Source organism: Polyangium mundeleinium (genome assembly GCF_028369105.1).
GTDB classification, from domain to species: domain Bacteria; phylum Myxococcota_A; class Polyangia; order Polyangiales; family Polyangiaceae; genus Polyangium; species Polyangium mundeleinium.
Genome location: NZ_JAQNDO010000001.1, coordinates 5456968 through 5480211, shown reverse-complemented (window position 1 = coordinate 5480211; position 23244 = coordinate 5456968). Strand labels below are relative to the sequence as shown.

Genomic DNA, 23244 nt, shown 5'->3' with positions numbered 1-23244 from the left:
TCCTCCTCTGCGTGGATGGACGACGCTCATCGGTGCAGCCAGAACCTGAGCCGCGCGAAGAGCTGCTCCGGATCCACGGGCTTCGCGATGTAGTCGGTCGCTCCCGCCTCGAAGCACTTTTCGCGATCGCCCTTCATGGCCTTCGCGGTCACGGCGACGATCGGAAGCGCCCGCCACTCCTCGCGCCCGCGGATCGTCCGGATCGTATCGTATCCGTCCATCTCGGGCATCATGATGTCCATGAGAACGACGTCGATCTCGGTGCTCTCTTCCAGCACCTTGATCGCGTCCCGCCCCGTCTCCGCCGCCTGCGTGATCATCCCCTGCTCTTCGAGGATGGTCGTCATGGCGAAGATGTTGCGGATGTCGTCGTCCACGATGAGCACGCGCTTGCCGGCGAGCACCTGCTGCGAGCTGTGAAGCCGCTCGAGCGCCTGCCGTTGCGGCGGCGTGAGCTTGTCGATCGGCAGGTGCAGGAAGAGCGCGACCTCGTCGATCAGGCGTTCGTCCGATCGGCTGTGCTTGAGGACCCCGCTGTGACCGAGCCGCTCGATGCGCTCCTCGTCGGCCAAGGACGTGGCTCCGGTCGCGTGCACGATGAAGGGCACGTTCGAGAGCATCGAGATCTCCGAGGCGCGACGCACAAGGTCGAGCCCATGCCCGTCGGGCAGATCCACGGCCGTCACGACGACGTCCGGGCGCTCCACGGAGAGCAGCTCCATCGCCTCGTCGAGCGTGCTCGCGACGCGGACGTCGACCAGGTCGTGCTGGAGCAGGTTCACCCTGGACGCGCGCTCCGGACCGTCGGGCTCGACGACGACGAGCGAGCGCCGCGGCGCGTCGAGGAACTCGATGATCCGCTCGATCGCGTGGGTGAGCGCGTCCCGCGTGCGCACGGGCTTCGAGAGCACGTCCCGCGCGCCCATCCGCAGCGCGCGCTCGCGCTCGTCAACGTCCGTCGTGATCACCTGCACCGGCACGTGCCGCATGCCGAGGTCGTGCTTCAGCCGATCGAGGACCCGCAGGCCGTCGATGTCGGGCAGGTGCAGATCGAGCGAGACCGCTGCGGGCTTGAGCTCACGCGCCATGGAGAGCGCGTCGGCCCCGCGGTGCGCGACCACGGCCTTGAGCCCTGACTCGCGCGCGACCTCCACGATGAGCCGTGCGAACGCGAGATCGTTCTCGACGACGAGGAGCGAGCGTTCACCCGGCCGGAGGGCCGTGCGATCGTCCTCGATCGACACCGGCAAGAGCGGCGGCGTGTCGATGAGCAGGGGCTCGGGCACCTCGTAGGCCGCCATCGCGGTCGCGGCCTCCTGCATCGTGATCGGGCGCGCGCGGGACACGCGCTGCGGCGCTGCGTACACGTGCGGCACGTAGAGCGTGAAGGTGCTGCCGCGTCCCGGCTGGCTCGACAAACGCAGCTCGCCGCCGAGCAGGTTCGCGATGCCGCGGCTGATGGCGAGGCCGAGGCCCGTGCCGCCGTACTTGCGGCTCGTCGAGCCGTCCGCCTGCTGGAACGCCTCGAAGATGATCTGCTGCTTGTCGGTCGAGATGCCGATGCCGGTGTCGTGCACGCTGAACGCGATCGCCCAGCCCGCGCGGCCGATGTGCTCGTTCTCGGGGCTGTAGCCGTCCGAAACGGTGCGGACCTCGAGGCGCACCTTGCCACGCTCGGTGAACTTGAAGGCGTTCGAGAGCAGGTTCTTCAGGACCTGCTGCAGGCGCTTGGCGTCGGTGTGGATCGAGCGCGGCAGCATGGACGCGAAGTCGAGTTCGAACTCGAGCTTCTTCGCATCCGCGACGTGCCGGAACGTGCGCTCCACGTAGTCGGCGAGGTCGCGGAACCAGACCTCCCCGACGTCGACGACGACCGTGCCCGACTCGATCTTCGACAGATCGAGGATGTCGTTGATGAGGCCGAGCAGCTCGTTGCCGGACGAGTGGATCGTCTTGGCGAAATCGACCTGCTTGGCGAAGAGGTTGCCTTCCGTGTTCTTCGAGAGCTGCTCGGACAGGATCAGGAGGCTGTTCAGCGGCGTCCTTAGCTCGTGCGACATGTTCGCGAGGAACTCGGACTTGTACTTCGAGGTCAACGCGAGCTGCTTGGCCTTCTCTTCGAGGGCCTGGCGGGCCTGCTCGACCTCGCGGTTCTTGCGCTCGACCTCCACGTTCTGCTGGGCGAGCAGGCGCGCCTTCTCGCCGAGCTCCGCGTTCGTCTGGCGCAGCTCCTCCTGCTGGCTCTGCAGCTCGCGTGCGAGGGACTGCGACTGCTTCAGCAGATCCTCGGTGCGCATGTTCGCCTCGATCGTGTTGAGCACGATGCCGATCGACTCCGTGAGCTGATCGAGGAACGCGAGGTGCGTGGGGCTGTACCGCTCGAACGAGGCGAGCTCCAGGATGGCCTTGACCTGGCCCTCGAAGAGCACGGGCAGGACCACGATGTTCACGGGCGCCGCCTCGCCGAGGCCGCTCGTGATCGTGATGTAGTCGGGCGGCGCGTTGACGAGCAGGATGCGCTCCTTCTCGAGCGCGCACTGGCCGACGAGCCCCTCGCCGAGGCGGAACTGGTTGTCCGAGTGCTTGCGCTGCTTGTACGCGTAGCTCGCGAGGAGCTTCAGGATCGGCTCCTCCTTCGAGACATCCATCGTGTAGAAGACGCCCTGCTGCGCGGAGACGACGGGCGCGAGCTCCGAGAGGATCAGCCGGCCGACCGTGAGCAGGTCCTTCTGGCCCTGGAGCATGCGCGAGAACTTGGCGAGGTTCGTCTTCAGCCAGTCCTGCTCGCTGTTCTTCAGCGTGGTGTCGCGCAGGTTCCGGATCATCTCGTTGATCGTGTCCTTGAGCGCCGCGAGCTCGCCCTGGGCCTCGACCTTGATGCTCCGCGTGAGATCACCCTTCGTGACGGCCGTCGCGACCTCGGCGATCGCGCGGACCTGCGTCGTCAGGTTTGCCGCGAGCTGGTTGACGTTGACCGTCAGATCTCGCCACGTCCCTGCGGCGCCCGGGACGCTCGCCTGGCCGCCGAGCTTGCCCTCGACGCCGACTTCGCGGGCGACGGTCGTCACCTGATCGGCGAACGTCGCGAGCGTGTCGATCATGCCGTTGATGGTGTCCGCGAGCTCGGCGATCTCGCCCTTCGCGTCGACGGAGAGCTTGCGCTTGAGATCCCCGTTCGCGACCGCGGTCACGACCTTCGCGATGCCGCGGACCTGGTTCGTCAGGTTGCCGGCCATCGAGTTGACGTTGTCGGTGAGGTCCTTCCACGTGCCGGCGACGCCCTTCACCTCGGCCTGACCGCCGAGCTTGCCCTCCGTGCCGACCTCGCGCGCCACGCGCGTCACTTCCGACGCGAACGAGTTGAGCTGATCCACCATCGTGTTGATGGTGTTCTTCAGCTCCAGGATCTCGCCCTTCACGTCGACCGTGATCTTCTTCGACAGGTCGCCATTCGCGACGGCCGTCGTCACGGCTGCGATGTTCCGGACCTGCGCCGTCAGGTTCCCGGCCATCGAGTTCACGGAGTCCGTCAGGTCCTTCCACGTACCCGCGACGCCCTTCACGTCCGCCTGACCGCCGAGCTTGCCCTCCGTGCCGACCTCACGCGCCACGCGCGTCACTTCGGACGCAAACGATCGGAGCTGATCGACCATCGTGTTGATGGTGTTCTTCAGCTCCAGGATCTCGCCGCGCACGTCGACCGTGATCTTCTTCGAGAGATCCCCGTTCGCGACCGCCGTCGTCACGGCCGCGATGTTCCGGACCTGCGCCGTCAGGTTCCCGGCCATCGAGTTCACGGAGTCCGTCAGGTCCTTCCACGTCCCCGCGACGCCCTTCACCTCCGCCTGACCGCCAAGCTTGCCTTCGGTGCCGACTTCGCGCGCCACGCGCGTCACTTCGGAGGCGAACCCCGAGAGCTGATCGACCATCGTGTTGATGGTGTTCTTCAGCTCCAGGATCTCGCCCTTCACGTCGACCGTGATCTTCTTCGACAGGTCTCCATTCGCGACCGCCGTCGTCACGGCCGCGATGTTGCGGACTTGCGCCGTCAGGTTCCCGGCCATCGAGTTCACGGAGTCCGTCAGATCCTTCCACGTACCCGCGACGCCCTTCACGTCCGCCTGACCGCCGAGCTTGCCCTCCGTGCCGACCTCGCGCGCCACGCGCGTCACTTCCGACGCAAACGAGTTGAGCTGATCGACCATCGTGTTGATGGTGTTCTTCAGCTCCAGAATCTCGCCCTTCACATCGACCGTGATCTTCTTGGAAAGGTCGCCATTCGCGACGGCCGTCGTCACGGCTGCGATGTTCCGGACCTGCGCCGTCAGATTGCCGGCCATCGAGTTCACGGAGTCCGTCAGGTCCTTCCACGTACCCGCGACGCCCTTCACGTCCGCCTGACCGCCGAGCTTGCCCTCCGTGCCGACCTCGCGCGCCACGCGCGTCACTTCGGCCGCGAACGAGCTCAGCTGATCCACCATCGTATTCGTGACGTTCTTGATCTGGAGGATCTCGCCGCGCGCATCCACGGTGATCTTCTGCGTCAAATCACCATTCGCAATGGCCGTCGCGACCTTCGACACGTCGCGGAGCTGGACCGTCAGATTGCCGGCCATCGAGTTCACGGAGTCCGTCAGGTCCTTCCACGTCCCCGCGACGCCCTTCACGTCCGCCTGGCCGCCGAGCTTGCCCTCCGTGCCGACCTCGCGCGCCACGCGCGTCACTTCGGCCGCGAACGAGCTCAGCTGATCCACCATCGTGTTGATGACGTTCTTGATCTGGAGGATCTCGCCGCGCGCATCCACGGTGATCTTCTGCGTCAAATCACCGTTCGCAATGGCTGTCGCGACCTTCGACACGTCGCGGAGCTGGACCGTCAGATTGCCGGCCATCGAATTGACGTTGTCGGTGAGATCCTTCCACGTGCCGGCGACGCCCTTCACCTCGGCCTGGCCGCCGAGCTTGCCCTCCGTGCCGACCTCGCGCGCCACGCGCGTCACTTCCGACGCGAAAGAGTTGAGCTGATCCACCATCGTATTGATGGTGTTCTTCAGCTCCAGGATCTCGCCCTTCACGTCGACCGTGATCTTCTTCGAGAGATCGCCATTCGCGACGGCCGTCGTCACGGCCGCGATGTTACGCACCTGGCTCGTGAGGTTCCCGGCCATCGAATTGACGGAGTCCGTCAGATCCTTCCACGTGCCGGCGACGCCCTTCACCTCGGCCTGGCCGCCGAGCTTGCCTTCCGTGCCGACCTCGCGCGCCACGCGCGTCACTTCCGACGCGAACGAGTTGAGCTGATCCACCATCGTGTTGATGGTGTTCTTCAGCTCCAGGATCTCGCCGCGCACGTCGACGGTGATCTTCTTCGAGAGATCCCCATTCGCGACGGCCGTCGTCACGGCCGCGATGTTACGCACCTGGCTCGTCAGGTTGCCGGCCATCGAATTGACGGAGTCCGTCAAATCCTTCCACGTGCCGGCCACGCCCTTCACGTCCGCCTGACCGCCGAGCTTGCCTTCCGTACCGACCTCGCGCGCCACGCGCGTCACTTCGGACGCGAACGATCGGAGCTGATCCACCATCGTGTTGATGGTGTTCTTCAGCTCCAGGATCTCGCCGCGCACGTCGACGGTGATCTTCTTCGAAAGGTCGCCGTTCGCGACGGCCGTCGTCACGGCCGCGATGTTGCGGACCTGGGCCGTCAGATTGCCGGCCATGAAATTGACGGAATCGGTCAGGTCCTTCCAGGTGCCGGCGACGCCTTGCACCTCGGCCTGACCGCCGAGCTTGCCTTCGGTGCCGACTTCGCGCGCCACGCGCGTCACTTCGGACGCGAACGACCCGAGCTGATCGACCATCGTGTTCACCGTCTTCGCGGTGCGGAGGAACTCGCCTTCGAGGGGCCGGCCGTCGACTTCGAGCGCCATGGCCTGCGAGAGATCACCCTTGGCCACGGCGCCGATGACACGCGCCATCTCGCTCGTCGGGTGCACGAGATCGCTGATCAGCGCATTGACGCTGCCGACCTTGTGCGACCACGCGCCCGAAAGCCCCGCGACCGCCGCGCGATCGCCGATGCGGCCCTCCTTGCCGACGACGCGGCTCACGCGCTCGAGCTCGCTCGTCACCCGGCTGTTCAGTTCGACGACGTCGTTGAAGGTATCGGCGATCTTCCCGTCGAGGCCCTCCCAATCGATGGGCAGGCGAACCGAAAAATTGCCCTTCTTGAGCGCCGTCAACGCTTCGAGCATCAGCTTGCGATCGAGGACGCCTCCGGCCACCGCGCCCTCGCGCGTCGCCGGCCGCTCGGCGCCGGTCGCGCCGCGCGTCTTCTTCACGTCGGCGGAGGCGTTTTTGGACTTGGCCCCGACGGGTTTGGAGCCGGCGACCCTTTTTTCACGAGTGGTCGCTGCGCGCGAGGCGCGGGTCGATCCATCCAGCGTACGTTTGGGCATGGCACCACCTGGGACGACGACGCGCCGCCCGCAACAATGCGCATCCTACCGAGGGCACCCTTTGGCGAAATCCGGCGCTCACCGGTTCCGGCGTAGGGCCCCCCCTTATGCCCCTGTCGAATTCGTGCTTGCTGTTCGTGTGCAGCCCAACGACCGAGAAAAACCCGTTCGAGCCCCAATTGTCGGTCCGGACAACCAGGCTGCTTTTTGCTGCTACGACGCGAGTTGGCGAATGTCGTCGAAGGTGCGGATCCGCACGCCCGCCGTGGCATCGGACACCAAGCCTGCCACCATCGCCGCCGCGACGTCACGCGCCTCAATCGGGCGATAAACACGCAAAGGGCCAATCATGGCCCCGCTCACGCCGCGCAGGATGGGGGCCGCGAACGCCTCCCCCGCCCTGTGCTCGGTGCGATCGCCGAGGAGCATGCTCGGGCGCAGGATATCGACGCATTCGTACCCGAGATCGCTGACGTCGCGCTCGGCCTCGCCTTTGACGCGCAGATAAAAGTTCATCGAGCTGCGATCCGCCCCGATGCTCGACACGAGGGAAAGGCGGCGGGCTCCCGCACGTTTGCCGATCTTCGCGACGGAGACCACATAATCGTGGTCGACCTTGGAAAATGCCGGTCGTGATCCTGCTGCCTTGATGGTCGTGCCGAGCGTGATGAATACGTCATCGACGGCGGGCACGGATGAAAGTCCTTCAAGCGCGTCGAAATCGGCGCGGATTTCCTGCAGTTTGTCGTGGGTGATTCCGGTCGGCCTGCGCACGAGCACGATGACACGCGCGTACGCCGGGTGTTCGAGCAGGCGCTCGAGGCAACTCCGGCCAACGAGGCCCGTCGCGCCCGCGAGGAGCGCGGTTCGTCCTTGCAAACTCATTCCGACTTTCCTTTCCCTTTGCGAAGAAACACCACGAGACACACGAGGAGCACGGCGACGATCACCGAGGTGATGCCCTTCCTGCCGAGCCCCGTGCCTGGCGACTGCGAAGGCGAGCTCGTCGCGGCGGGCGCGGGCGGAGGCGCAGCGGCGCGGGTGTCGAGGAGGTTCTGCTCGGTCGTGGCCACGCGTCGGGTCTCGGGATCGGGGTGCGATTTCGCCACGCGGGCGATGACCTCCCGCGCGGCCGGCGAGCCCACGCGGCGCAGGCTGCCGAGCGCGGCGAAGCGCAGTTCGTCCGGCTCCCGATCCACGGCGCGCCCAAGCGGCTCGACAGCGGCCTCGTTCCCCTCGGCGCCAAGCGCCCGCGCCGCCGCGATGGCCGCGTCGCGCTCGCCTTTCTCCAGAATGGAGGCGAGCTCGGCCGTCACGGCCGGGACGAAGGCGCGCGCCGCGGCCGCGCGAATGACCTGCACGCGATCGTTCGGAGGCGCCGCGCGGAGGAGCGGAATCCAGCTCGGCCCCACGGGCACGAGCTTGCGGCGTTCGAGCTCCATGAGCAGGCCGACGCGCAAGGTGACGGGCCGCGCGGCGTCGTCGAGGAGCCTGGTGAGCGCAGGGACGTCGGCCTCGCCGATCAAAGGCGCGGCACCGGCGAGCGTGAGATCCCGGAGCGCGAAGGTCACGATCCGAGGCTCCGCGGAGCCGAGCATGGAGACGGTGACGCGCCCGAGCGCGGCGGCATCGGCGCTCGTCCGGGTGCCCTTGCCGAGGGCGGCATAAGCGCGCGTGGCGTCGATCCACGTCGCGCGGGTCGCGGGCACGAGCACGATACGATCGGCGATGGCCTCGACGGATTGATACGGCACGGCGGCGGCGTCCTTTGCATCGGGGCGCCTGCGTTCGAGGAAGAGGAGGATCTCCTCGCCGGCAACGTACTTCTCATCGGCGTGGCGGTGCGGCACGAAACGGATGTTTTCCACCTTCGTGTCGCCCTCTCGAAACCATTCGAGAATCCGGGCCTCGACGGGCGGCAGCGGGCCGGCGCCGCGGGGCTCGGGGCCGACACGCTCGATGCGCGCGGCCGCGATGACGTCGGCGGCGCTCGCCATCTGGTGCAACGTGAGCCCGCCCGGAATCGTATGGGCCTCCACGAGGGCCGGCGCGAGCGCCAGGAACACGACGCTCGTGGCGGAGACGTAAAGCGACGCGCGGGCACGGGGCACGGCGCGGATGCTACTCGAAATTGGCCCCACGTGGCGGCGGCGCGCCCTAGCAGGATCGAGGTCCGGGGCAAGCCGCGAATCCTTGCTCGGCGCTGGGAAACACGTCAGGATCGGGCCCAACGTCGGGGGCGAATGACCCGGGGCGGGGAATTCCGGAGAAAAACCATGACGGATCACGAGGACCCGCAAGAGATCGTCGATCGGCTCGAGGAGCAGCTCGATCTCCCGGTCCATCCCACCTACCCGCTGAGGGACCGGGAAATCGTGGGCATCTGGCGCAAACGGAGCGTCGAAGCGCTCCGCGAGCTCGGGAGCCGCGGCCTCTTCATGCACAAGGACGCGCTCGGAAGGCCGCTGCACGAGAGCCTTTGGGCCGTGGCCGACGCGCCGATGGTGGCGTCGTTGGAGGACGCGCCGGGACGAACCATCCTGCTCGGCGAGCTCATCCGCAACATCGTTCATCCCGGCCGCATCACGCAGGGCCTCAAGGGCACGTGCGCCGCGACGTGCGTGGAGATCTACGTGGCCGAGCGAGATCCGGCGGAGTACGCGCGGATCATCGCGGGGCTCGTGAGCCCCCCGGGCCGGGTGGTGGTGCGGAGCGGCGGGGAGATCGTGCGCGACGAGGACGTCCTCGAACCGGACGAACACGAATATCGCAGGAGCCCGGTGAGCCGGTTGTTCCAGGTCGCCTGCATGGAGTTCGCCTACCCCGAGCTCGACTACCACAACACGGAGGACGGGCAGTTCGAGGGCGTGAAGAACACCGGGACGGGGCTGAGCCTCGGCGCCTTCGATCGGCTGCTCGTCGGGATCACGGGGCACCGCTGGGAGACGCTCTCCGATGGGCACGCGCGTTTCGCGGCGCTGTTCAAGCAGCTCGGCCTGGACACGAGCGGCGTGGCCGATCTGCACCGCGACGCGCTTTCGATCATCGAGCGCGTGACCGACGCGGGCGAGGCGGTCTTCGCCACGCTGGAGGTGCCGAAGGTGCGGAGCCCCGTGCGGAGGGCCGCGGGCAGCGCCGATCACGCGGCGCACAAGATCCGGGTGCTGAAGCTCGATCGTCCAAACGGAACGGTCTTGTACGACGATCCGATGGACCCCCAACAAAGCTGGTTCGAGGGGATCCGGACGAACATCGTCGACCGGTACGGCCGCTGCACGATGCCCATCGCGGATTTCGAGAAGCTGCTCGTGGAGCTGAGTTACCCGCCCGAGCTCTGGCCCGGGCCGGAGCAGGCGCGGCCTGCCCCGGCCGAGACCCAGCCGGAATCACGTTAACGCGGCGGCGCGGGCGGGGGCGGCGGCGCGGGCACCTCGCCCCTGCGCGCGGCGTCCACGCACACCTTCGCGACGTGGTTCTCGAAGTGCTGCCTTCGCTGCCAGCTATGACAACGCAGGCTCGCGAAGCCGGTGGCATACCCGCCGATGGTCCCCAGGGTCAAAAGCACGATCGCAAGTCTCCGCTTCATGGTCTCACCTCGTCCTGGTTCGTCTTGAAAGACGCCCCGCGCCTCAAATCTCCACGCCTCGCCCGCCGAAACCGCCCCAGAATCCCGGGGATTGCTCGATCAGGTCCGAAAGGCGCGCCCGCTGCCGCTCGTCGAGCGCCTCGTGCACCCTCGCCATCGAGCCCACCATCGCCTTGCGCATCGCTTCGAGCGCCGTGTCGTGCCGCGCGAAGAGCTCGCCCATCACGGTCTCGTCGAAGCTCGGGCTGCGCATTGCCTTCGCCAGGTCCTCGCGGCTCTTGCGCAGCTCGCCGCGGTGCTTGGCCATGACATCACGCATCTCCTCGAACGCCGCCGCGATGGCCTTCTCCTGGCCCGGCGTCGTGTCGAGCGCCTCGAACAGCCGCCGCAGGACGAAGTGCGTCATGCCGTACCCGCCGGGCCGGAAGCCCGCTCGCCCGTGCGTCCGGAAGGGCCCGCCGTGCTCGCGGTCGTAGCCGCCCTCCCAGCCGCCGTGGCCGTCGCCGCGCCCGCCCCACCCGCCGCCGCCGCCGTACGAGCCACAAGCGCCGCCGTACCCGAAGCTACGGTAGCCGTAGCCGCGGTGGCACCCGCCGTGGCGCAGCACCTTGACGAGGCCGATGAGGCAAGCGGTTCCGATCAGAAATCCGAGCATGTTCCCTCTCTTCCGCGGCTTTTCGCGCGCCGCGTCGTTCACGCAGAGGAACATCACTCGCTCGTGTGAAGGGCGCGCCCCGCTCGGTGTGAAGAAGCGCAAAGACGCGTCGGACCCATCGGACCCAAGAGAGTGGCCAGGTCCGGCCGGCGTCGGGTAGAGTCGTCTCGATGCGGCGGTGGTTCTTCGGGCTCATTTTCCTGGTCTTCCCCGGCTGCGCGGCCACCGCGCCCGCGGAAGCAGGCCCGAAGACGGGTGGGCGCGCGCCGATCCTCGTGCAGCCAGTGCAAGCCACGGCGCCCAAGCCTGCGCCGAGCGCCATGCCCGCCGCGACGAACGAGCCCGCCGCGGACCACGACGACGACGACGACGAGGAGGGGCCGGACGACGACGAAGCGGAAGCCGCCGAAGCGGAAGGCCCCGAGACCGAAGCCGCCGCCGCGACCCCGAAGCCGCCGCCGCCCAAGCCTCCGTCGCCCTTGCTGGCGCTCAGCGTGACCCAGCTCGAAGCGCGCTACCGCAGCGATCCCGCCTCCGTGGGGCCGCTCTCGCTCGGCGCGACGAACGCGGGCGCGCTCGTGAACGGCGTGCAGATGCCGAAGAGCGAGAAGTGGATCGTGCAGGATCCCTCGTGCGCATGGGGCACGCAGGAGACCGTCGACGGGATCGCGCGCAGCATCGAGAAGGTCGCGGCCGAGCACCCGGGCGCCCCGCCCCTCGCCATCGGGCACATCAGCAGCAAGAAGGGCGGTCATCTCTCGCCCCACCGGAGCCACCAGTCGGGCCGCGACGTGGACCTCGGCTACTACCACAACCCGCCCAAGACCACGTTCGTCCGAGCGACCGAGGCAAACCTCGACATCGAACGCACGTTCGCCCTGGTGAAGACCATCGTGAGCGAGACCGACGTGGAGCTCGTGCTCATCGACACGGCCGTGCAGCGCCTGCTCGTGGCCCACGCGCGGCGTTTGGGCGAGGACGAGGCCTGGCTGGATCAGGTCTTCCAGGTCCGCGGAAAACACCCGCGGCCCGTCGTGCGACACGCGCGCGGGCACGGCAACCACCTGCACGTGCGCTTCGTGAGCCCGGTCGCGCAGGAGCTCGGGCGCCGCGCGGGGTCGTTCCTCAGGCGGGAAAAGATCGCGCCGCCGCACGTGGCCGACGCGGTCGTGATGCACAAGGCCCGGAGCGGCGACACACTGCAGATCCTGGCCCGCCGGTACGGGACGACCGTCGAGGCGATCCAGGGGGCGAACGGGCTCAGGACCATCGACATCAAGATGGGCCGGACGTACCGGATCCCGGTGCCGAAGCCCCCGGCCCCGCCGAAGGCGCCGGCCGTCTCGAAGCGGCGCGCGGCCCCGCCGCCGCGCGCTGCCGCGGGCGCGACGCGCGGGCCGACGGCGCACGGGCGGTAGCGCCATGGAGTACCGGAACAACCTCGACGCCGCGCGGATGCGCATCGAGACGCTCGAAGCGAAGCTCGCCGAGCGCGAGGCGTCGCTCCGGGCGCGGGAGGCGGAGCTCGCCGAGCAAACCGCCGAGAACACGCGGCTGCGACAAACCGGCGCCAAGCCCCCGAAATCGCGCGGCGTCTGGATCACGCTCCTCGTGTTCACCCACGTCGCCGTCGCGTGCCTCGGTGGCCTGATCTTCCTCGGCGCGTTCGGACCGTCGCCCTCGTACGTCAACTGCCCCTCGTGCCCTCCCCCGCCCCCCGCGCTGGCCCTCGCGGACGACCCCGCCGCCCACCCCCCGACCCCGAGCGTCGAGGGCAAGGCCACGGACAGCGACACCGGGGAGAGCGCGATCACGCAGTCGAACGACCGCATGCGCCCCGAGGTGCGGGCCTGTCACGTCGAGGAGCGAAAGAAACAGCCCGACGCGAAGGGGTTTCTCTCGGTGGTCTTCGAGGTCGAGCCCGAGGGCAAGGTCGGTCGGGTGAGCTTGAGCCCCATGTCGGTCGGCATGAAGCCCTGGTGGAGCGCGGACTTCGAGCGCTGCGTCGCGAAGGCCTACCGGAGCCTCACGTTCCGCCCCTTCGACGGGGCAAAGACCACCGCGAAGCACACGTACTTCCTCTCGACGAACGACCCCCTCGGCTTCTGAATCCGCGTGCAAGCGCGCGCGCCGAGGCAGTATCCTCGCGCGCACCGTGCGTCTCCCCCGCCCCTCCCTCTCGGCACCGGTGCTCGTCGCGCTCGCCCTCGCCTCGTGCCTCGCCGCGTGCGCGTCCGAGCCGCTGATCGCTGAAAGCCCCTGTCCGCCGCCCGCGAAGAGCACAACCCCCGCGGCCACGACGCCGCCGAAGGCCGAGAACACGCCGCGCACGCTCGAAGTGCGCCTCGCGCCGACGCGCGACGGAGGGAGCGAGGTCGTCGCGATCGACGTGTCGATGCGCTTCTCCGTGCCGCCCGTGGACTTCGGCGAGGCGCGGCCGCTCGTGTTCCGGCTCGACGACGCGCGGGTCGAGGACATCGACGAGCTCACCGCGCGTGACGCCGAAGGATCCCTCGCGCTCGTGCGGGACGAAGGCGACGGGAGCGACGCGACCCTCGCGCCCACCGCGTGGCGCGCCGAGCGTCGCGCGCGTGGCCCCGTGACCGTGAGCTACACGCGAAAGCTCGCGGCCGCGCAGGCCACAGCGACGCTCTCGGCGTCCGCGGGTGGTTTCCTCGGGACCGGGCGCGCGTTTTTGCTCGTGCCGGAGACGACCGAGCCCCACGTGATGCGCGTGCGCTGGGACGTGGCGGGGCTCGGCGACGGCGCGACCGGCGCGTCGTCGCTCGGCGCGGGCGACGTCGAGGTCAGCGGCTCGCCGACGGCGCTCGCGGGCGCCACGTGGGCCGCGGGGCCCTTGCATCGCGTGACGCTCGAACGACCGGCGACGCGCGAGGGCGAAGGCGCCTCGTTCGCGGTGACCTCGCTCGGGCGCGGCGTGTTCGACGTGCTCGACGCGGGGGCCTGGGCGAGCCGGGCCTGGGTCTCGGTGCGCCCGCTCGCCGACGCGCCGCTCGGCCATTTTGAACTTTTCCTGCGATCGAGCGGGAGCGCCGGGCGCCGCTTCGACGCCTCCGTCGCGGGGCGGAGCGCGATCGCGGTCGGCGACGAGGGGCTCACGTTCGGTTGGCCGGAAAAACGCGTGCTGGCAAAGGCCATGGCGCGGGCGAGCCTCGGGTATTCGGTGGCCGGCTGGTTCGACGAGGGATTCGTCTCGTATTTCGCGGTCGACGCTTTGCGCCGGGCGGAGCTCGTGACAGCGCGCGACGTGCTCGCCGAGGTCGACGCGCGGGCGATGCGGTATTTTTCGTCGGCCGAGGTGCGCGCGGAGGATCGAGGCATGTTGTTCGCCGCCGAGCTCGACGCGCGCATTCGTGCGAAGAGCGGGGGGAAACGCTCGCTCGCTGACGTGGCGCGCGAGGTCGCGCCGAAGGCAGGTGAAGGCGAAACCCAGGCGGCACTGCCGCGCCGCGTGCCGGAAGCCGCGCTGCGCGAGGCGATCACGAAGGAGCTCGGCGCCGAGGGCGAGACGCGTTTCGCCGCAGTGATCGGCAAAGGAGGCGCCGCCGAGGTGCCGGACGACGCGTTCGGGCCGTGCTTCGTAAAGGTGAAGAAAAAGGTGCCGCGGTACGAGCTCGGGTTTGATGCCGCGTCCGCGACCGAAAAGAAGGTGCGCGGCCTGTCGCCGAAATCGGCGGCGGCGAAGGCGGGGCTCAAGGAGGGGGAGCGCATCACGGCGGCGGATCTCGGGGACGGGACGGTCGATCGTCCCGTGGAGATCGAGGTCGACCGCGGCGGCAAGCTCACGAAGGTGCGGTGGTTGCCGCGGGGCGAAAACGTGGATGGGTTCTCGTTTGCGTTTGGCCCGAAGGCCCCCGCGAGCTGCGACGCGCCGAAGGGGCGCTGAGGCGGGGGCGGGCGCGGGAGCGGGAGCGGAAGCGCAGGCGGGAGCGGGAGCGGAAGCGCAGGCGGGAGCGGGAGCGGAAGCGCAGGCGGGAGCGGGAGCGGGGGAGCCCGCTCGGGGACGGCGAGCGTACCGTCGTGCTCGGCCTCTTCAAGGCCTTGCCGTGCTCGCCGTGCTCGCAGCACTGCGTGCTGCTCCGCGCGGCTCCGCGCGGTGCTGCGCAGCCTTGAAGAGGCCTGCGCGCGACGGTGGGGGGCGGGGTCCCGGCGATTGGGTCGTCGGGCGGAGGTTCTTTATGCTGAGGATTTACGACGTGGTTTTGGCGATGGCCGGGGACGCGGCGGGCATTGCAGAGAGGATTGAACGACGGGATTCCGATCTCGGTCGGCAACTGCGCAGGGCCATGCATAGCGTCGCGCTGAATGTGGCGGAAGGAGCCGGGAACACGGCCGGGCACAAGCGGCAGCGCTATCAGACCGCATTGGGATCGGCTCGGGAGGTGCTGGCCTGCGTCCAGGTCGCCCAGGCCATGCGGTACATCGGCGCCGTCGACGCGCAGGCGCTGGACCGAATGGACCACGTCATCGCCACCCTCGGACGCCTCGTCTACCGCCGCGCATCGTAATACAACGGGCGGGCCGTCCTCCCTTCAGGTCGGTCCGCCCGTTCCGCCAGAATCGCAGCCCCCATTCCAGGCCGTCTTCCACCGGATCCGCTGCCTACGGGCCATCTTCACCCTTGAGACCGTTGGCTGTGGTACACTTCTCGCTGGCCCCGACGCGACGGGACCGGCGAGGTGCTCCAAAATGGAGCGCTGGGTGCTCCATTTTGGAGCGGGAAAGCCCCAACGCCTGGTCCGGACGCTCGGGTGCCGGCATGGGGAGGCTCCATCGCCTGGTCCGGACACTCGGGTGCCGTCATTGGGGAGGCCCCATCACCTGGTCCCGGCGCTCGAGTGCCGTCATGGGGACGCCCCATCGCCTGGTCCGGACGCTCGGGGTGCTCTTTGGGGAGGTCCCATTACCTGGTCCGGACGCTCGGGTGCCGTCATGGGGACGCCCCATCACCTGGTCCCGGCGGTCTGCATCCGTCATGGGGAGCGCCCATCGCCTGGTCCCGGCGCTCGGGGTGGTCTTTGGGGAGGCCCCATCGCCTGGCCCCGGCGCTCGGGTGCCGTCATGGGGAGCCCCCATAACGAACGTACCGCGGATCCCACCACGTCAGGGGGGCCGGTCAGTTTGTATCGCTTTTGAGGAAGGGAAAGGCCGCGCCTCGGGAGCAGCAGCGGGAGGGTCAGTTCAGATCGAAGTATACGTCGAAGGTGCGTGGGTCGCGCTGGGTTCGCACATACAGCTCCTCGAACACCACGTGCCCGGTCAGGCTCACGTAGGCAGGTGAAGCGGGCGACGCCGTTACGATCTCGGCAGGAAGCAGGGGGGCGTCACACAGGAGCACCCCCTCGAAGTTGCTCTTCCATCCAATGGACTTCTTGAGGAGGATGCAAGTGCGCCCATCGGCGAGCCGCGCCACGTGCACCCGGGCATCCGCGCTCGCCCCGGCAAGATCGCCCGAGAGGGACATCTCTCGCGTGGATGGGGGCGCGACGCTCTGCGCATGCACCCACGCGAGGACCCGCGTGTCCTGTGCGCTCCCCCCGCATCCCACACCCAAGAGGCTCATGAGCACCCCCAGGTAGCGCCCCCCTTGTCGTTGCCGCCACGTGCGCATGCTCAAAGGACCGCTCGGGTGGAACCGCTGTCGAACCGGCACATGGCTCCGAAGATGACACGGTGGGGGGCACCGGTGCAAACGGTCGGATTTCGCGAGAAGGGAGAACAGGCGGTCCCGCGCGCCGGGGGCACGGGCGCGGGACCGCCGGGCCGAGCCTCAAGCCGGCGGCTTGCAGAACACGCCGACGATCGTCCCGAGGTTGTTCCCGGGTTTGCATTCGGCATACGCGCCGTCGTCGTTCGGAATGACGGTGACGTCCACCTTCTGCGATTCGATCGTGGGCGGCATGCTCCAGTTGCAGGAGACGAGCCGGCATTCGCCGGGCTGCAGGACTTCGGTGGTCTTCGCCTCGCAGACCTTCGCCTGCCCGACGTAAAAGCCAACCGAGAGCCCCGCGCCGACGGGATCGGCGCCGCGGTTGCAGATCGGAGCGCCGATCTCCGCGCCCTGGCCGCTGCACGCGAATTGCGCGCTCGCGCCCGCCGTGGGATCCCCCGTGGCCGCGCCGTTCGCGTTTCCGGGCACGTTCTGGCGGAAGTTGTTGAGCTTGGGGTCGTCCCAGTTGTTCGTCCAGGCGCTCGTCTTGGGAATGGTCCCATCCTCGTTGACGTGTGTCACGGCATAAGGGTGCTGGTTCCAGATCGTCCGCGAGCGGACCCATTTGTCGTTCGCGTCCGAGTACACGCGGATCCCGGACACGCCGTGCGGGTGGCCGGCGCGGCACGTATTGCCCGTGCCGGGGGTGCCGGCGGGCGGAGGCGCGCAAAGGAGCCCCTCCTCGATGCAGGCGGCGTCGTCCTGGGCCGCGCAGCATTGCTTCGTCTCGGAGCAACGGCAGAACCCGGTGTCGCATACGCCTGAGATGCAATCGGCCGCCTTCTGGCAGCGGACGCCCGGGAACTGCGGATCGGCGCCGTTCGCGTCGAGGGTCTGGCACGGGATGCCCGTCCCGTCGGGCGAGCAAGCCTTGTTCGACGGCGTGACGAGATCCGCACGGAAATTGCCGTCGACGTCGGCGATGATGGGGTTTTCGTACCAGGTGCACGACGAGCGATACTGGCTGAAGAGGACGTCGCCCGTGTCCCCGTCATACACGCGGACGAAACACTCGTCGCCGTAGACGACCTCGCTCGACCCGTCGGCCTCGAAATCGAAGACGCTCGAGCCCGTGACGTTCGACGAGAGGTCCTGCGTCGATTTCGACCAGAGGATGTAGCCACCCGCGGGGCACGTTCCACCCGCGAGATCACACGTCGCGAGGCTGCATTGCCCACCCGGCCGCGGGGACGCGCCGCAATCGAGGTCGTAGATGGTGTAGAACGCCTGCCCTGCGACCGCGACCTCGGGCAAACCATCCCCGTCGAAATCGCTGACCGTGGGAGGACCGCCGCCTCCCGCCCCGGGCACGGCCACCGGCGGCTGCACGAGCGTTCCGTCGATCGCGTAGATCATGACGAGGTTCGACCGCACGACCACGATCTCGGGGTTCTTCGCGGGCACGCCGGCCCCGTACGCGCCGAAATCGGCGATGGCCACGTGCCCCGGCGCCGACGCCGACGCGCCCGGGAAGCCGGGCTCCTGCACCCACGCGCCGCCCGCCCACTCCCAGACGAATTGCCCGTTCGTGAACTCGATGTTCGGATCCTGATCGAGATTCGCCACCACGGAGAAGAGGCCCGCGGAGTAACTCGCATAGAGGGGCGGAGCGCCCGACGCGAGCGAGCCGTCGGCGCGGAGGACGGCGCCCTCGCGGAGAATCTCGGGCTTGCCGTCGTCGTCGATGTCGTGAATGGAGGGTCCGGCCCAGCCCACGGGGCAGCGGTGCAGGTTGAAATCGCAGGGGCCTCCCGGGATGCCGGCCTGATAAGGAGCTTTCCAGAGCAATCCCCAGGCGCCGGACTTTTTCGTGAACGCGAGCGTCGAGCCGTCCGCCCCGTACGCGACGATTTCAGCCACGCCGTCGCCGTCGAGATCGCCCGACGCGAGCGAGGACGACGAGACGAGCCAATCCGCCACGCCGTCGCCGTCCACGTCGGTGCCGCCGAGGTTCGCCTCGAGCGAACAATCCTTGCCACTGAGCACGCGGATCACACCCTCATCCTCGGTGTAATTGGCGATCACGGTCGGCGTGAACGCCGCGACGATGCTCGGCGAGCCCGCGGCCGCGGGCTTGTTGAAGTTCGTCACGATCGGCGTGCCCTGCACGTCGACGTGGCCCGGGAACGGATCGCCGTCGGGCGCCTTGCTGAACTCGCATTTGACGCGCGGCGAGAACTGGCCAGCAGCGATGACGTTGATGCACGTCGGATCATTCGGCGGCGACGCGCTCTCCCACGGCACGCATTGCTTGAGCATGGGCTCGCAATACGTGTCGTTCTTGCAATCCGCGTCATTCGTGCAGCCGGTCACGGGCACGCAGACGCCGTGCGAGCAGACCTGCGTCGTGGGCTCGCACGTCGGGTCACACGTCCCCGGGAACCCGCCGCCCTGCGCCGCGCCGACGGTGAACGTCCCGCCATCCCCGCCCTGCCCGCCCGAGCCCGGGCCCCCCGCCGCCCCCGAGCCGCCCGCGCCCGTATTCGAGCCGTCGCCGCACCCCTGGGCCAGCGCCGACAGGGCGAGCGCGAAAATGCCCGCCGCGGCGAGCCAGCGACCTTGTACCGATCTCCTTCTCATTCGTTCCCTCCTCGGGAGCATTCGTGGGAGGGAGAGAATACCGGAATCGGCTCAGTAATAATACACTTGCACCACGTGCAGCGCGACGAGCACGGGCAGCGGCCAGAACACCACGAGGTGCGCGCGCGACGAGAGGAGCCGCCGATCACGCGCCTTCACCGCGCCCCATCGATTCGAGATCGACGTCACCACGCCCGCGATCGCGCCGAGCACGCACACGGCGAGGAAATCAATCGAGAGCACCAGATTCAGGTGATGGCCGAGCCGGAGGCCCGTATGGACCACGAGCGCGAGGATCGTCGAGGCGCCGATCACGCCGTGGATCGCCCGGAACGTGGGCACGTCGAGCCACGTGAATCGCCTCCAGCGCTTGCGCAGCGAGAGCACGAGGCTCACCACGCAGAGCCCGAGGAGCACGTAGCCGGACACCTGCTTGAACGTGTCGTCCGTGAGCATGCGCGCAGGGCCGAGCCGGCCCGCGATCGTCGTCGGCACCGGGATCGGCCGCGACGCGACCGCCACGGCGGACAGCAGAAACGCGCCGATCGACGCCACGAGCAGCGGCCGGATCCCCGGCTCGGGCGGCACCGACTCCTTGCCGCGCGGCGCGACCGACGTGCTGGCCGCGGCCTTCTGCTGCTCGGCGGGCGGGAGCATACCGACCCGCTTGGGCGGCACCCAGCTCCGACGCGCCTGCACGTAACCGTAGTCGTAGACGCCCTCGTCGAGCGACCGGAACGCGGCCTCCGCCTCATCGGCGTACTCGTCCTCCGCGTCGTCCCCCTCGACCCCGTCGTTGATCGCGGGATCCTCGAAGAACGCCGGGAGCGGCGGCAGCGGCGTGATCTGCAGGTCCTCGACGGCACGCGCCGGCTCCTCGGAGAGCAGCGCCGGCGCGCGATCGGACGAGAGGCCGACCTCGGCCTCGTCCTCGGGCAGCGCGGGCGGCGCGAGCGCGCGGATCGCCGCTTCGAGGCCCTCGGCGAACGAGGGCGTGGGCGGGCGGGAGGACGGGCGCGGTTTGAGCCCAGCCGACGGGCGCGAGGCGGGCGGGCGCGACGACGGCATGCGCCGGCTGCTCGGCGCGCTGCCGTCGGAGGTCTCGCGGAACGTGGGCTCGGGAGCGAACGCAGCCGCCGCCTCGGCGCCGAAGTCCGCGAGCCCGGGCGGGATCTCCATGAGCGGCAGGGTCTTTCGGCGCACGCGGCCGCCGCTCGACGGCGGGCTGCCGGGCATGACGATGTTCATCACGGTCGACGAGCGCGGCACCGCGCCCGGGAACGTGGGCCTGCGCTGGGAGACCGGCGCGGGCGTCATCGTGCGGCGCGACGTGGGCGCCCGATCCTTGCGCAGCGCCGGGCGCTCGCCCATCCGCACGGACGCCGCGGGCACCGCGACGGGGAGCGCGCCGTTCTCGTCCACGCCGAGAAGCTCCGCGATGAGCGGCTTGCACGAGCCGCAGACCGTGCCCGCCCCTGTCTTGCTGCAGAGCGCCTCGACCGACCCGCAGCCCTCGACGATCGCCAGGCTGAGCGTGCCGCGCGTGACGCGCATGCAGCCGCAGACGACGGCCTCGTCGGCCCACTCGGTGACCTTCTTCGACTCCTCTTTCGCGAAGAGGTTGCCCGTCGAGCGGAAGCGCCGCATGTCGAAGAACGACATCGGCACGGGCGAGGTGAGCGCGTCGCGGATGCGATCGAGGTTCTCCCAGTCGCCCACGGTGACCGCGCCGATGAGCTTTCCCTGGCGCGTCACGAGCTTGCGGTAGACGCCGCCGGTCGTGTAGCGCAGCGCCGACGAGAGCGGCTTCGTGTCGCCGTCGTACTCGCCGAGCGCGGCGACCGTGACGCCGAGCAGCTTCAGCTTCGCGGACTGATCGGCGCCCTTGAACTCCGCGTTCTCGCCGAGCAGGTTCGCCACCAGCACGGTGACCATCTGGTAGCCGGGCGCGACGAGGCCGTACGTGATGCCGCTATGGGACGCGCACTCGCCGATCGCGAAGATCTGCTCGTCCGACGTCTGCAGCCGATCGTCGACGAGGATCCCGCCATTCGGCGCGCACGTGATGCCCGCGGCCTTGGCGATGTCACCGCGCGGACGGATGCCGGTGGACACGATGATCATGTCGACGGCGAGGATCTTCCCGTCTTCGAACTCCATCACGAGCCGCTCGGTCTCGTCTTCGAGCGTCTCGTCTTCGGGCTCGTCCGCGACGTCGTCCTTCGGCTCCTCGGCTTCCTCCAGAGGGTCTTCGTCGACGGGCGGGGCGAAGCGGTACGGGCCGGCGTTGGCGGGGGCGAGCTCGCCGGGCGTCAGCGCCATGAGCGTCTTGCGCGCCTGCCGCTTCGCTTGCTTCTCGGCCTCTTGCTCGGCCTTCTTCTTCGCCGCGAGGTGCTCCTTCGTGGAGAGCACGCTCTTGATCTTCTTGCCGACCTGGATCTTGACGCCGAGCTCCTCGATCTTCTCCTTGAGGACCACGGCGCCCTGCGCGTCGAGCTGCCGCGGCATGAGGCCCGGCGCGACCTCGATGACCTGCACCTCGATCGGGTGCAGCCTCCGCCCGAGGTCGTAGATCGCCTTCGCCGCCTCGAGGCCGAGCAAACCGCCGCCGATCACGGCGACGCGGAGCGAGCCCTCGACGTGCGCCTCGATGTTGTAGACGTCGTCGAAGGTCCGGTAGACGAAGACGCCGCGGCGGAGCCGCTTCGATCCGTCCTCGGCCTTGATGTGCATGCCCTCGATGGGCGGCACGAACGGCTCGGAGCCCGTGGCGAAGACGAGGCGGTTGTAGGGGACGCGGCGGCCCGAGTACGACTCGACGAAGCTGTGCTCGCGATCGACATAGACGATCGGATCGTCGAGGTAGAGGTCGATGTCGTGGGACTCGTACCAGTCCTCTTCCGCGAGGATCAGGCTCTCGCCGTCGCGGCCGCCGAAGATGTCGGTGAGGTGCACGCGGTCGTAGGCGGGGAAGCGCTCCTCGCCGAAGACCACGATGCGGATCGACTGGTTGACCCCGTTCTCGACGAGCTTCTGGCAGAGCCGATAGCTCACCATCCCATTGCCGATGATGACCAGCGTCTGCCGGTCGTCATCGACAAGAGGCTCGTCGGCATCGGGGAACCCCCCTGCCTTTCCGTCGTACGTGCCCCCCAATCCGGACGTCACCGGCCTCGGTTCTACACCAGCATCGGGGCGGCGGGCACCTTCTCGACGGCCCGGTCGGGAGGGCCCGCAAAATTCGAGCGCTCGGCGTCACGCACCCCACGGGTCCGACGAACCGCCACCGGCCCTTCGCGCCCTGGGAGGCGCGCGCGCTCAGTCGCGCCAGCGCGTCACACGCTTGACGAGGTCGGGCATCCCGAGCTCCGCGCAGAGCGTCCGAAGCTCCGGCCCCGCCCCCCGGTACACGAGGTCCGCAAACCCCTCGGTCAACGGGACGTCGGTCCGGAGCGTGGCGAGCTGCTTGAAGAGGCGCGCCTCCTCTTCACGGGCGGCGAGGGTCGCGGCGAGCTTCTCGGCGCCCCGCACCTTGAGGCCCCACGCGGAGGCCTCGCGCGGGATGCGCTCGATCGTGCCGAACACGGAGAGCACCGCGGCGGCCGACTTCTCCCCCCACCCCGGCAATCCGGGATAGCCATCCGCCGAATCCCCGACGAGCGCCAAGAAATCCGGGATGGAGGTGGGTTTGACGCCGAACTTCTTGGCCACCCCGTCCTCGTCGAGGACGGCGTTGTCGTTTTTCCGGTCGAGCATGACGACGCGGGTGCCGTCGACGCACTGCGCGAGATCCTTGTCGACCGAGGCAATCAGGACCTGCCCCGCCTCGTTCGAAAAGCGCGCGGCGGCCGCGGCGATCGCGTCGTCGGCCTCGAATTCGACCATGGGCCAGACCACGAGCCCGAGCGCGCGCATGGCGTCCTCGGCCAGGCCGAACTGCGAGGCGAGCTCCTCGGGCAGGCCGTCGCCGGTCTTGTATCCGGCGTACAGGTCGTTCCGGAACGAGCGAACGACGTGATCCGTGGCACAAGCGATATGCGTCGCATCACGCGTGAGGACCATCAATGTCGAGAGCAGCCCGCGGACGGCGCCGACCTCGCGGCCGTCGGGCGCCTTGCGGGACGGCTGCGCGAAGTAGGCGCGGAAGAGCTCGTACGTCGCGTCCACGAGGTGGAGGCGCGGGCGGTCGGGTTCGGCTTGGCGCATGGATTTGGAATGGGGAATACGGGTCGGT

At 68.9% G+C, this 23244-nt stretch carries 14 protein-coding genes; 5 read left to right on the top strand and 9 right to left on the bottom strand.

All coding sequences use genetic code 11. From position 1 onward, the window contains the following. Positions 1 to 26: 26 nt before the first annotated feature. The 3 genes from POL67_RS21875 to POL67_RS21865 form a co-directional block, all read right to left on the bottom strand. The gene (locus POL67_RS21875; protein WP_308789546.1) at positions 27 to 6341 is read right to left on the bottom strand and encodes a HAMP domain-containing protein; all 6315 of its coding nucleotides are present in this window, start codon (positions 6339 to 6341) and stop codon (positions 27 to 29) included. 330 nt (positions 6342 to 6671) lie between these two features. Beyond that, on the bottom strand, positions 6672 to 7343 hold the full coding sequence (locus tag POL67_RS21870; RefSeq protein ID WP_271920062.1) for an NAD(P)H-binding protein: 672 nt from the start codon (positions 7341 to 7343) through the stop codon (positions 6672 to 6674). Further along, entirely contained in the window at positions 7340 to 8569 is a 1230-nt protein-coding gene (locus POL67_RS21865; protein WP_271920059.1) for a HEAT repeat domain-containing protein, read from the bottom strand. Before POL67_RS21865 ends, POL67_RS21870 begins: the two co-directional genes overlap by 4 nt. Before the next feature lie 165 nt (positions 8570 to 8734). Between POL67_RS21865 and POL67_RS21860 the strand changes: the two genes are divergently transcribed. Then, complete coding sequence (locus POL67_RS21860; RefSeq protein WP_271920057.1) at positions 8735 to 9853, top strand: hypothetical protein; 1119 nt, start codon at positions 8735 to 8737, stop codon at positions 9851 to 9853. Here the strand turns inward: POL67_RS21860 and POL67_RS21855 are convergent. Together POL67_RS21855 and POL67_RS21850 are read right to left on the bottom strand one after the other, a co-directional pair. Further along, positions 9850 to 10044 (bottom strand): hypothetical protein, encoded by a 195-nt coding sequence (locus POL67_RS21855; protein ID WP_271920055.1) that lies wholly within the window; start codon positions 10042 to 10044, stop codon positions 9850 to 9852. The two genes, POL67_RS21860 and POL67_RS21855, sit on opposite strands and share 4 nt — an antisense overlap. Positions 10045 to 10087: 43 nt before the next feature. Next, complete coding sequence (locus POL67_RS21850) at positions 10088 to 10699, bottom strand: Spy/CpxP family protein refolding chaperone (RefSeq protein WP_271920053.1); 612 nt, start codon at positions 10697 to 10699, stop codon at positions 10088 to 10090. Positions 10700 to 10869: 170 nt separating this feature from the next. On the opposite strand from POL67_RS21850, the gene POL67_RS21845 reads away from it, so the two are divergent. The 4 genes from POL67_RS21845 to POL67_RS21830 all read left to right on the top strand — a co-directional run bounded on the left by POL67_RS21845 (position 10870) and on the right by POL67_RS21830 (position 15228). Next, the gene (locus POL67_RS21845) at positions 10870 to 12117 is read left to right on the top strand and encodes a LysM peptidoglycan-binding domain-containing protein (RefSeq protein WP_271920050.1); all 1248 of its coding nucleotides are present in this window, start codon (positions 10870 to 10872) and stop codon (positions 12115 to 12117) included. Positions 12118 to 12121: 4 nt separating this feature from the next. Next, positions 12122 to 12808: a hypothetical protein gene (locus tag POL67_RS21840; RefSeq protein ID WP_271920049.1), complete on the top strand. Its 687-nt coding sequence runs from the start codon at positions 12122 to 12124 to the stop codon at positions 12806 to 12808. Positions 12809 to 12854: 46 nt separating this feature from the next. Continuing rightward, complete coding sequence (locus POL67_RS21835; protein ID WP_271920047.1) at positions 12855 to 14606, top strand: M61 metallopeptidase family protein; 1752 nt, start codon at positions 12855 to 12857, stop codon at positions 14604 to 14606. Positions 14607 to 14898: 292 nt separating this feature from the next. Continuing rightward, the gene (locus POL67_RS21830) at positions 14899 to 15228 is read left to right on the top strand and encodes a four helix bundle protein (protein ID WP_271920045.1); all 330 of its coding nucleotides are present in this window, start codon (positions 14899 to 14901) and stop codon (positions 15226 to 15228) included. Between the two features lie 668 nt (positions 15229 to 15896). Here the strand turns inward: POL67_RS21830 and POL67_RS21825 are convergent. From POL67_RS21825 to POL67_RS21810, 4 genes are all read right to left on the bottom strand, one after another. Further along, entirely contained in the window at positions 15897 to 16283 is a 387-nt protein-coding gene (locus POL67_RS21825) for a hypothetical protein (protein ID WP_271920043.1), read from the bottom strand. Between the two features lie 207 nt (positions 16284 to 16490). Further along, positions 16491 to 19010 carry an FG-GAP repeat domain-containing protein gene (locus tag POL67_RS21820; protein WP_271920041.1) on the bottom strand — a complete coding sequence of 840 codons (2520 nt, stop codon included), beginning with the start codon at positions 19008 to 19010 and terminating at the stop codon, positions 16491 to 16493. A gap of 51 nt (positions 19011 to 19061) precedes the next feature. Further along, positions 19062 to 22178, bottom strand: a complete 3117-nt coding sequence (locus tag POL67_RS21815; RefSeq protein ID WP_271920038.1) for an FAD-dependent oxidoreductase — start codon at positions 22176 to 22178, stop codon at positions 19062 to 19064. A gap of 150 nt (positions 22179 to 22328) precedes the next feature. After that, positions 22329 to 23216: a 5'-3' exonuclease gene (locus tag POL67_RS21810; protein WP_271920036.1), complete on the bottom strand. Its 888-nt coding sequence runs from the start codon at positions 23214 to 23216 to the stop codon at positions 22329 to 22331. Positions 23217 to 23244 lie beyond the last annotated feature (28 nt).

Coding starts and splice junctions, on each gene's coding strand:
- POL67_RS21810 (WP_271920036.1), bottom strand. CDS start 23,216: ATGCGCCAAGCCGAACCCGACCGCCCGCGCCTCCACCTCGTGGACGCG.
- POL67_RS21840 (WP_271920049.1), top strand. CDS start 12,122: ATGGAGTACCGGAACAACCTCGACGCCGCGCGGATGCGCATCGAGACG.
- POL67_RS21855 (WP_271920055.1), bottom strand. CDS start 10,044: ATGAAGCGGAGACTTGCGATCGTGCTTTTGACCCTGGGGACCATCGGC.
- POL67_RS21870 (WP_271920062.1), bottom strand. CDS start 7,343: ATGAGTTTGCAAGGACGAACCGCGCTCCTCGCGGGCGCGACGGGCCTC.
- POL67_RS21820 (WP_271920041.1), bottom strand. CDS start 19,010: ATGAGAAGGAGATCGGTACAAGGTCGCTGGCTCGCCGCGGCGGGCATT.
- POL67_RS21845 (WP_271920050.1), top strand. CDS start 10,870: ATGCGGCGGTGGTTCTTCGGGCTCATTTTCCTGGTCTTCCCCGGCTGC.
- POL67_RS21860 (WP_271920057.1), top strand. CDS start 8,735: ATGACGGATCACGAGGACCCGCAAGAGATCGTCGATCGGCTCGAGGAG.
- POL67_RS21825 (WP_271920043.1), bottom strand. CDS start 16,283: ATGAGCCTCTTGGGTGTGGGATGCGGGGGGAGCGCACAGGACACGCGG.
- POL67_RS21850 (WP_271920053.1), bottom strand. CDS start 10,699: ATGCTCGGATTTCTGATCGGAACCGCTTGCCTCATCGGCCTCGTCAAG.
- POL67_RS21830 (WP_271920045.1), top strand. CDS start 14,899: ATGCTGAGGATTTACGACGTGGTTTTGGCGATGGCCGGGGACGCGGCG.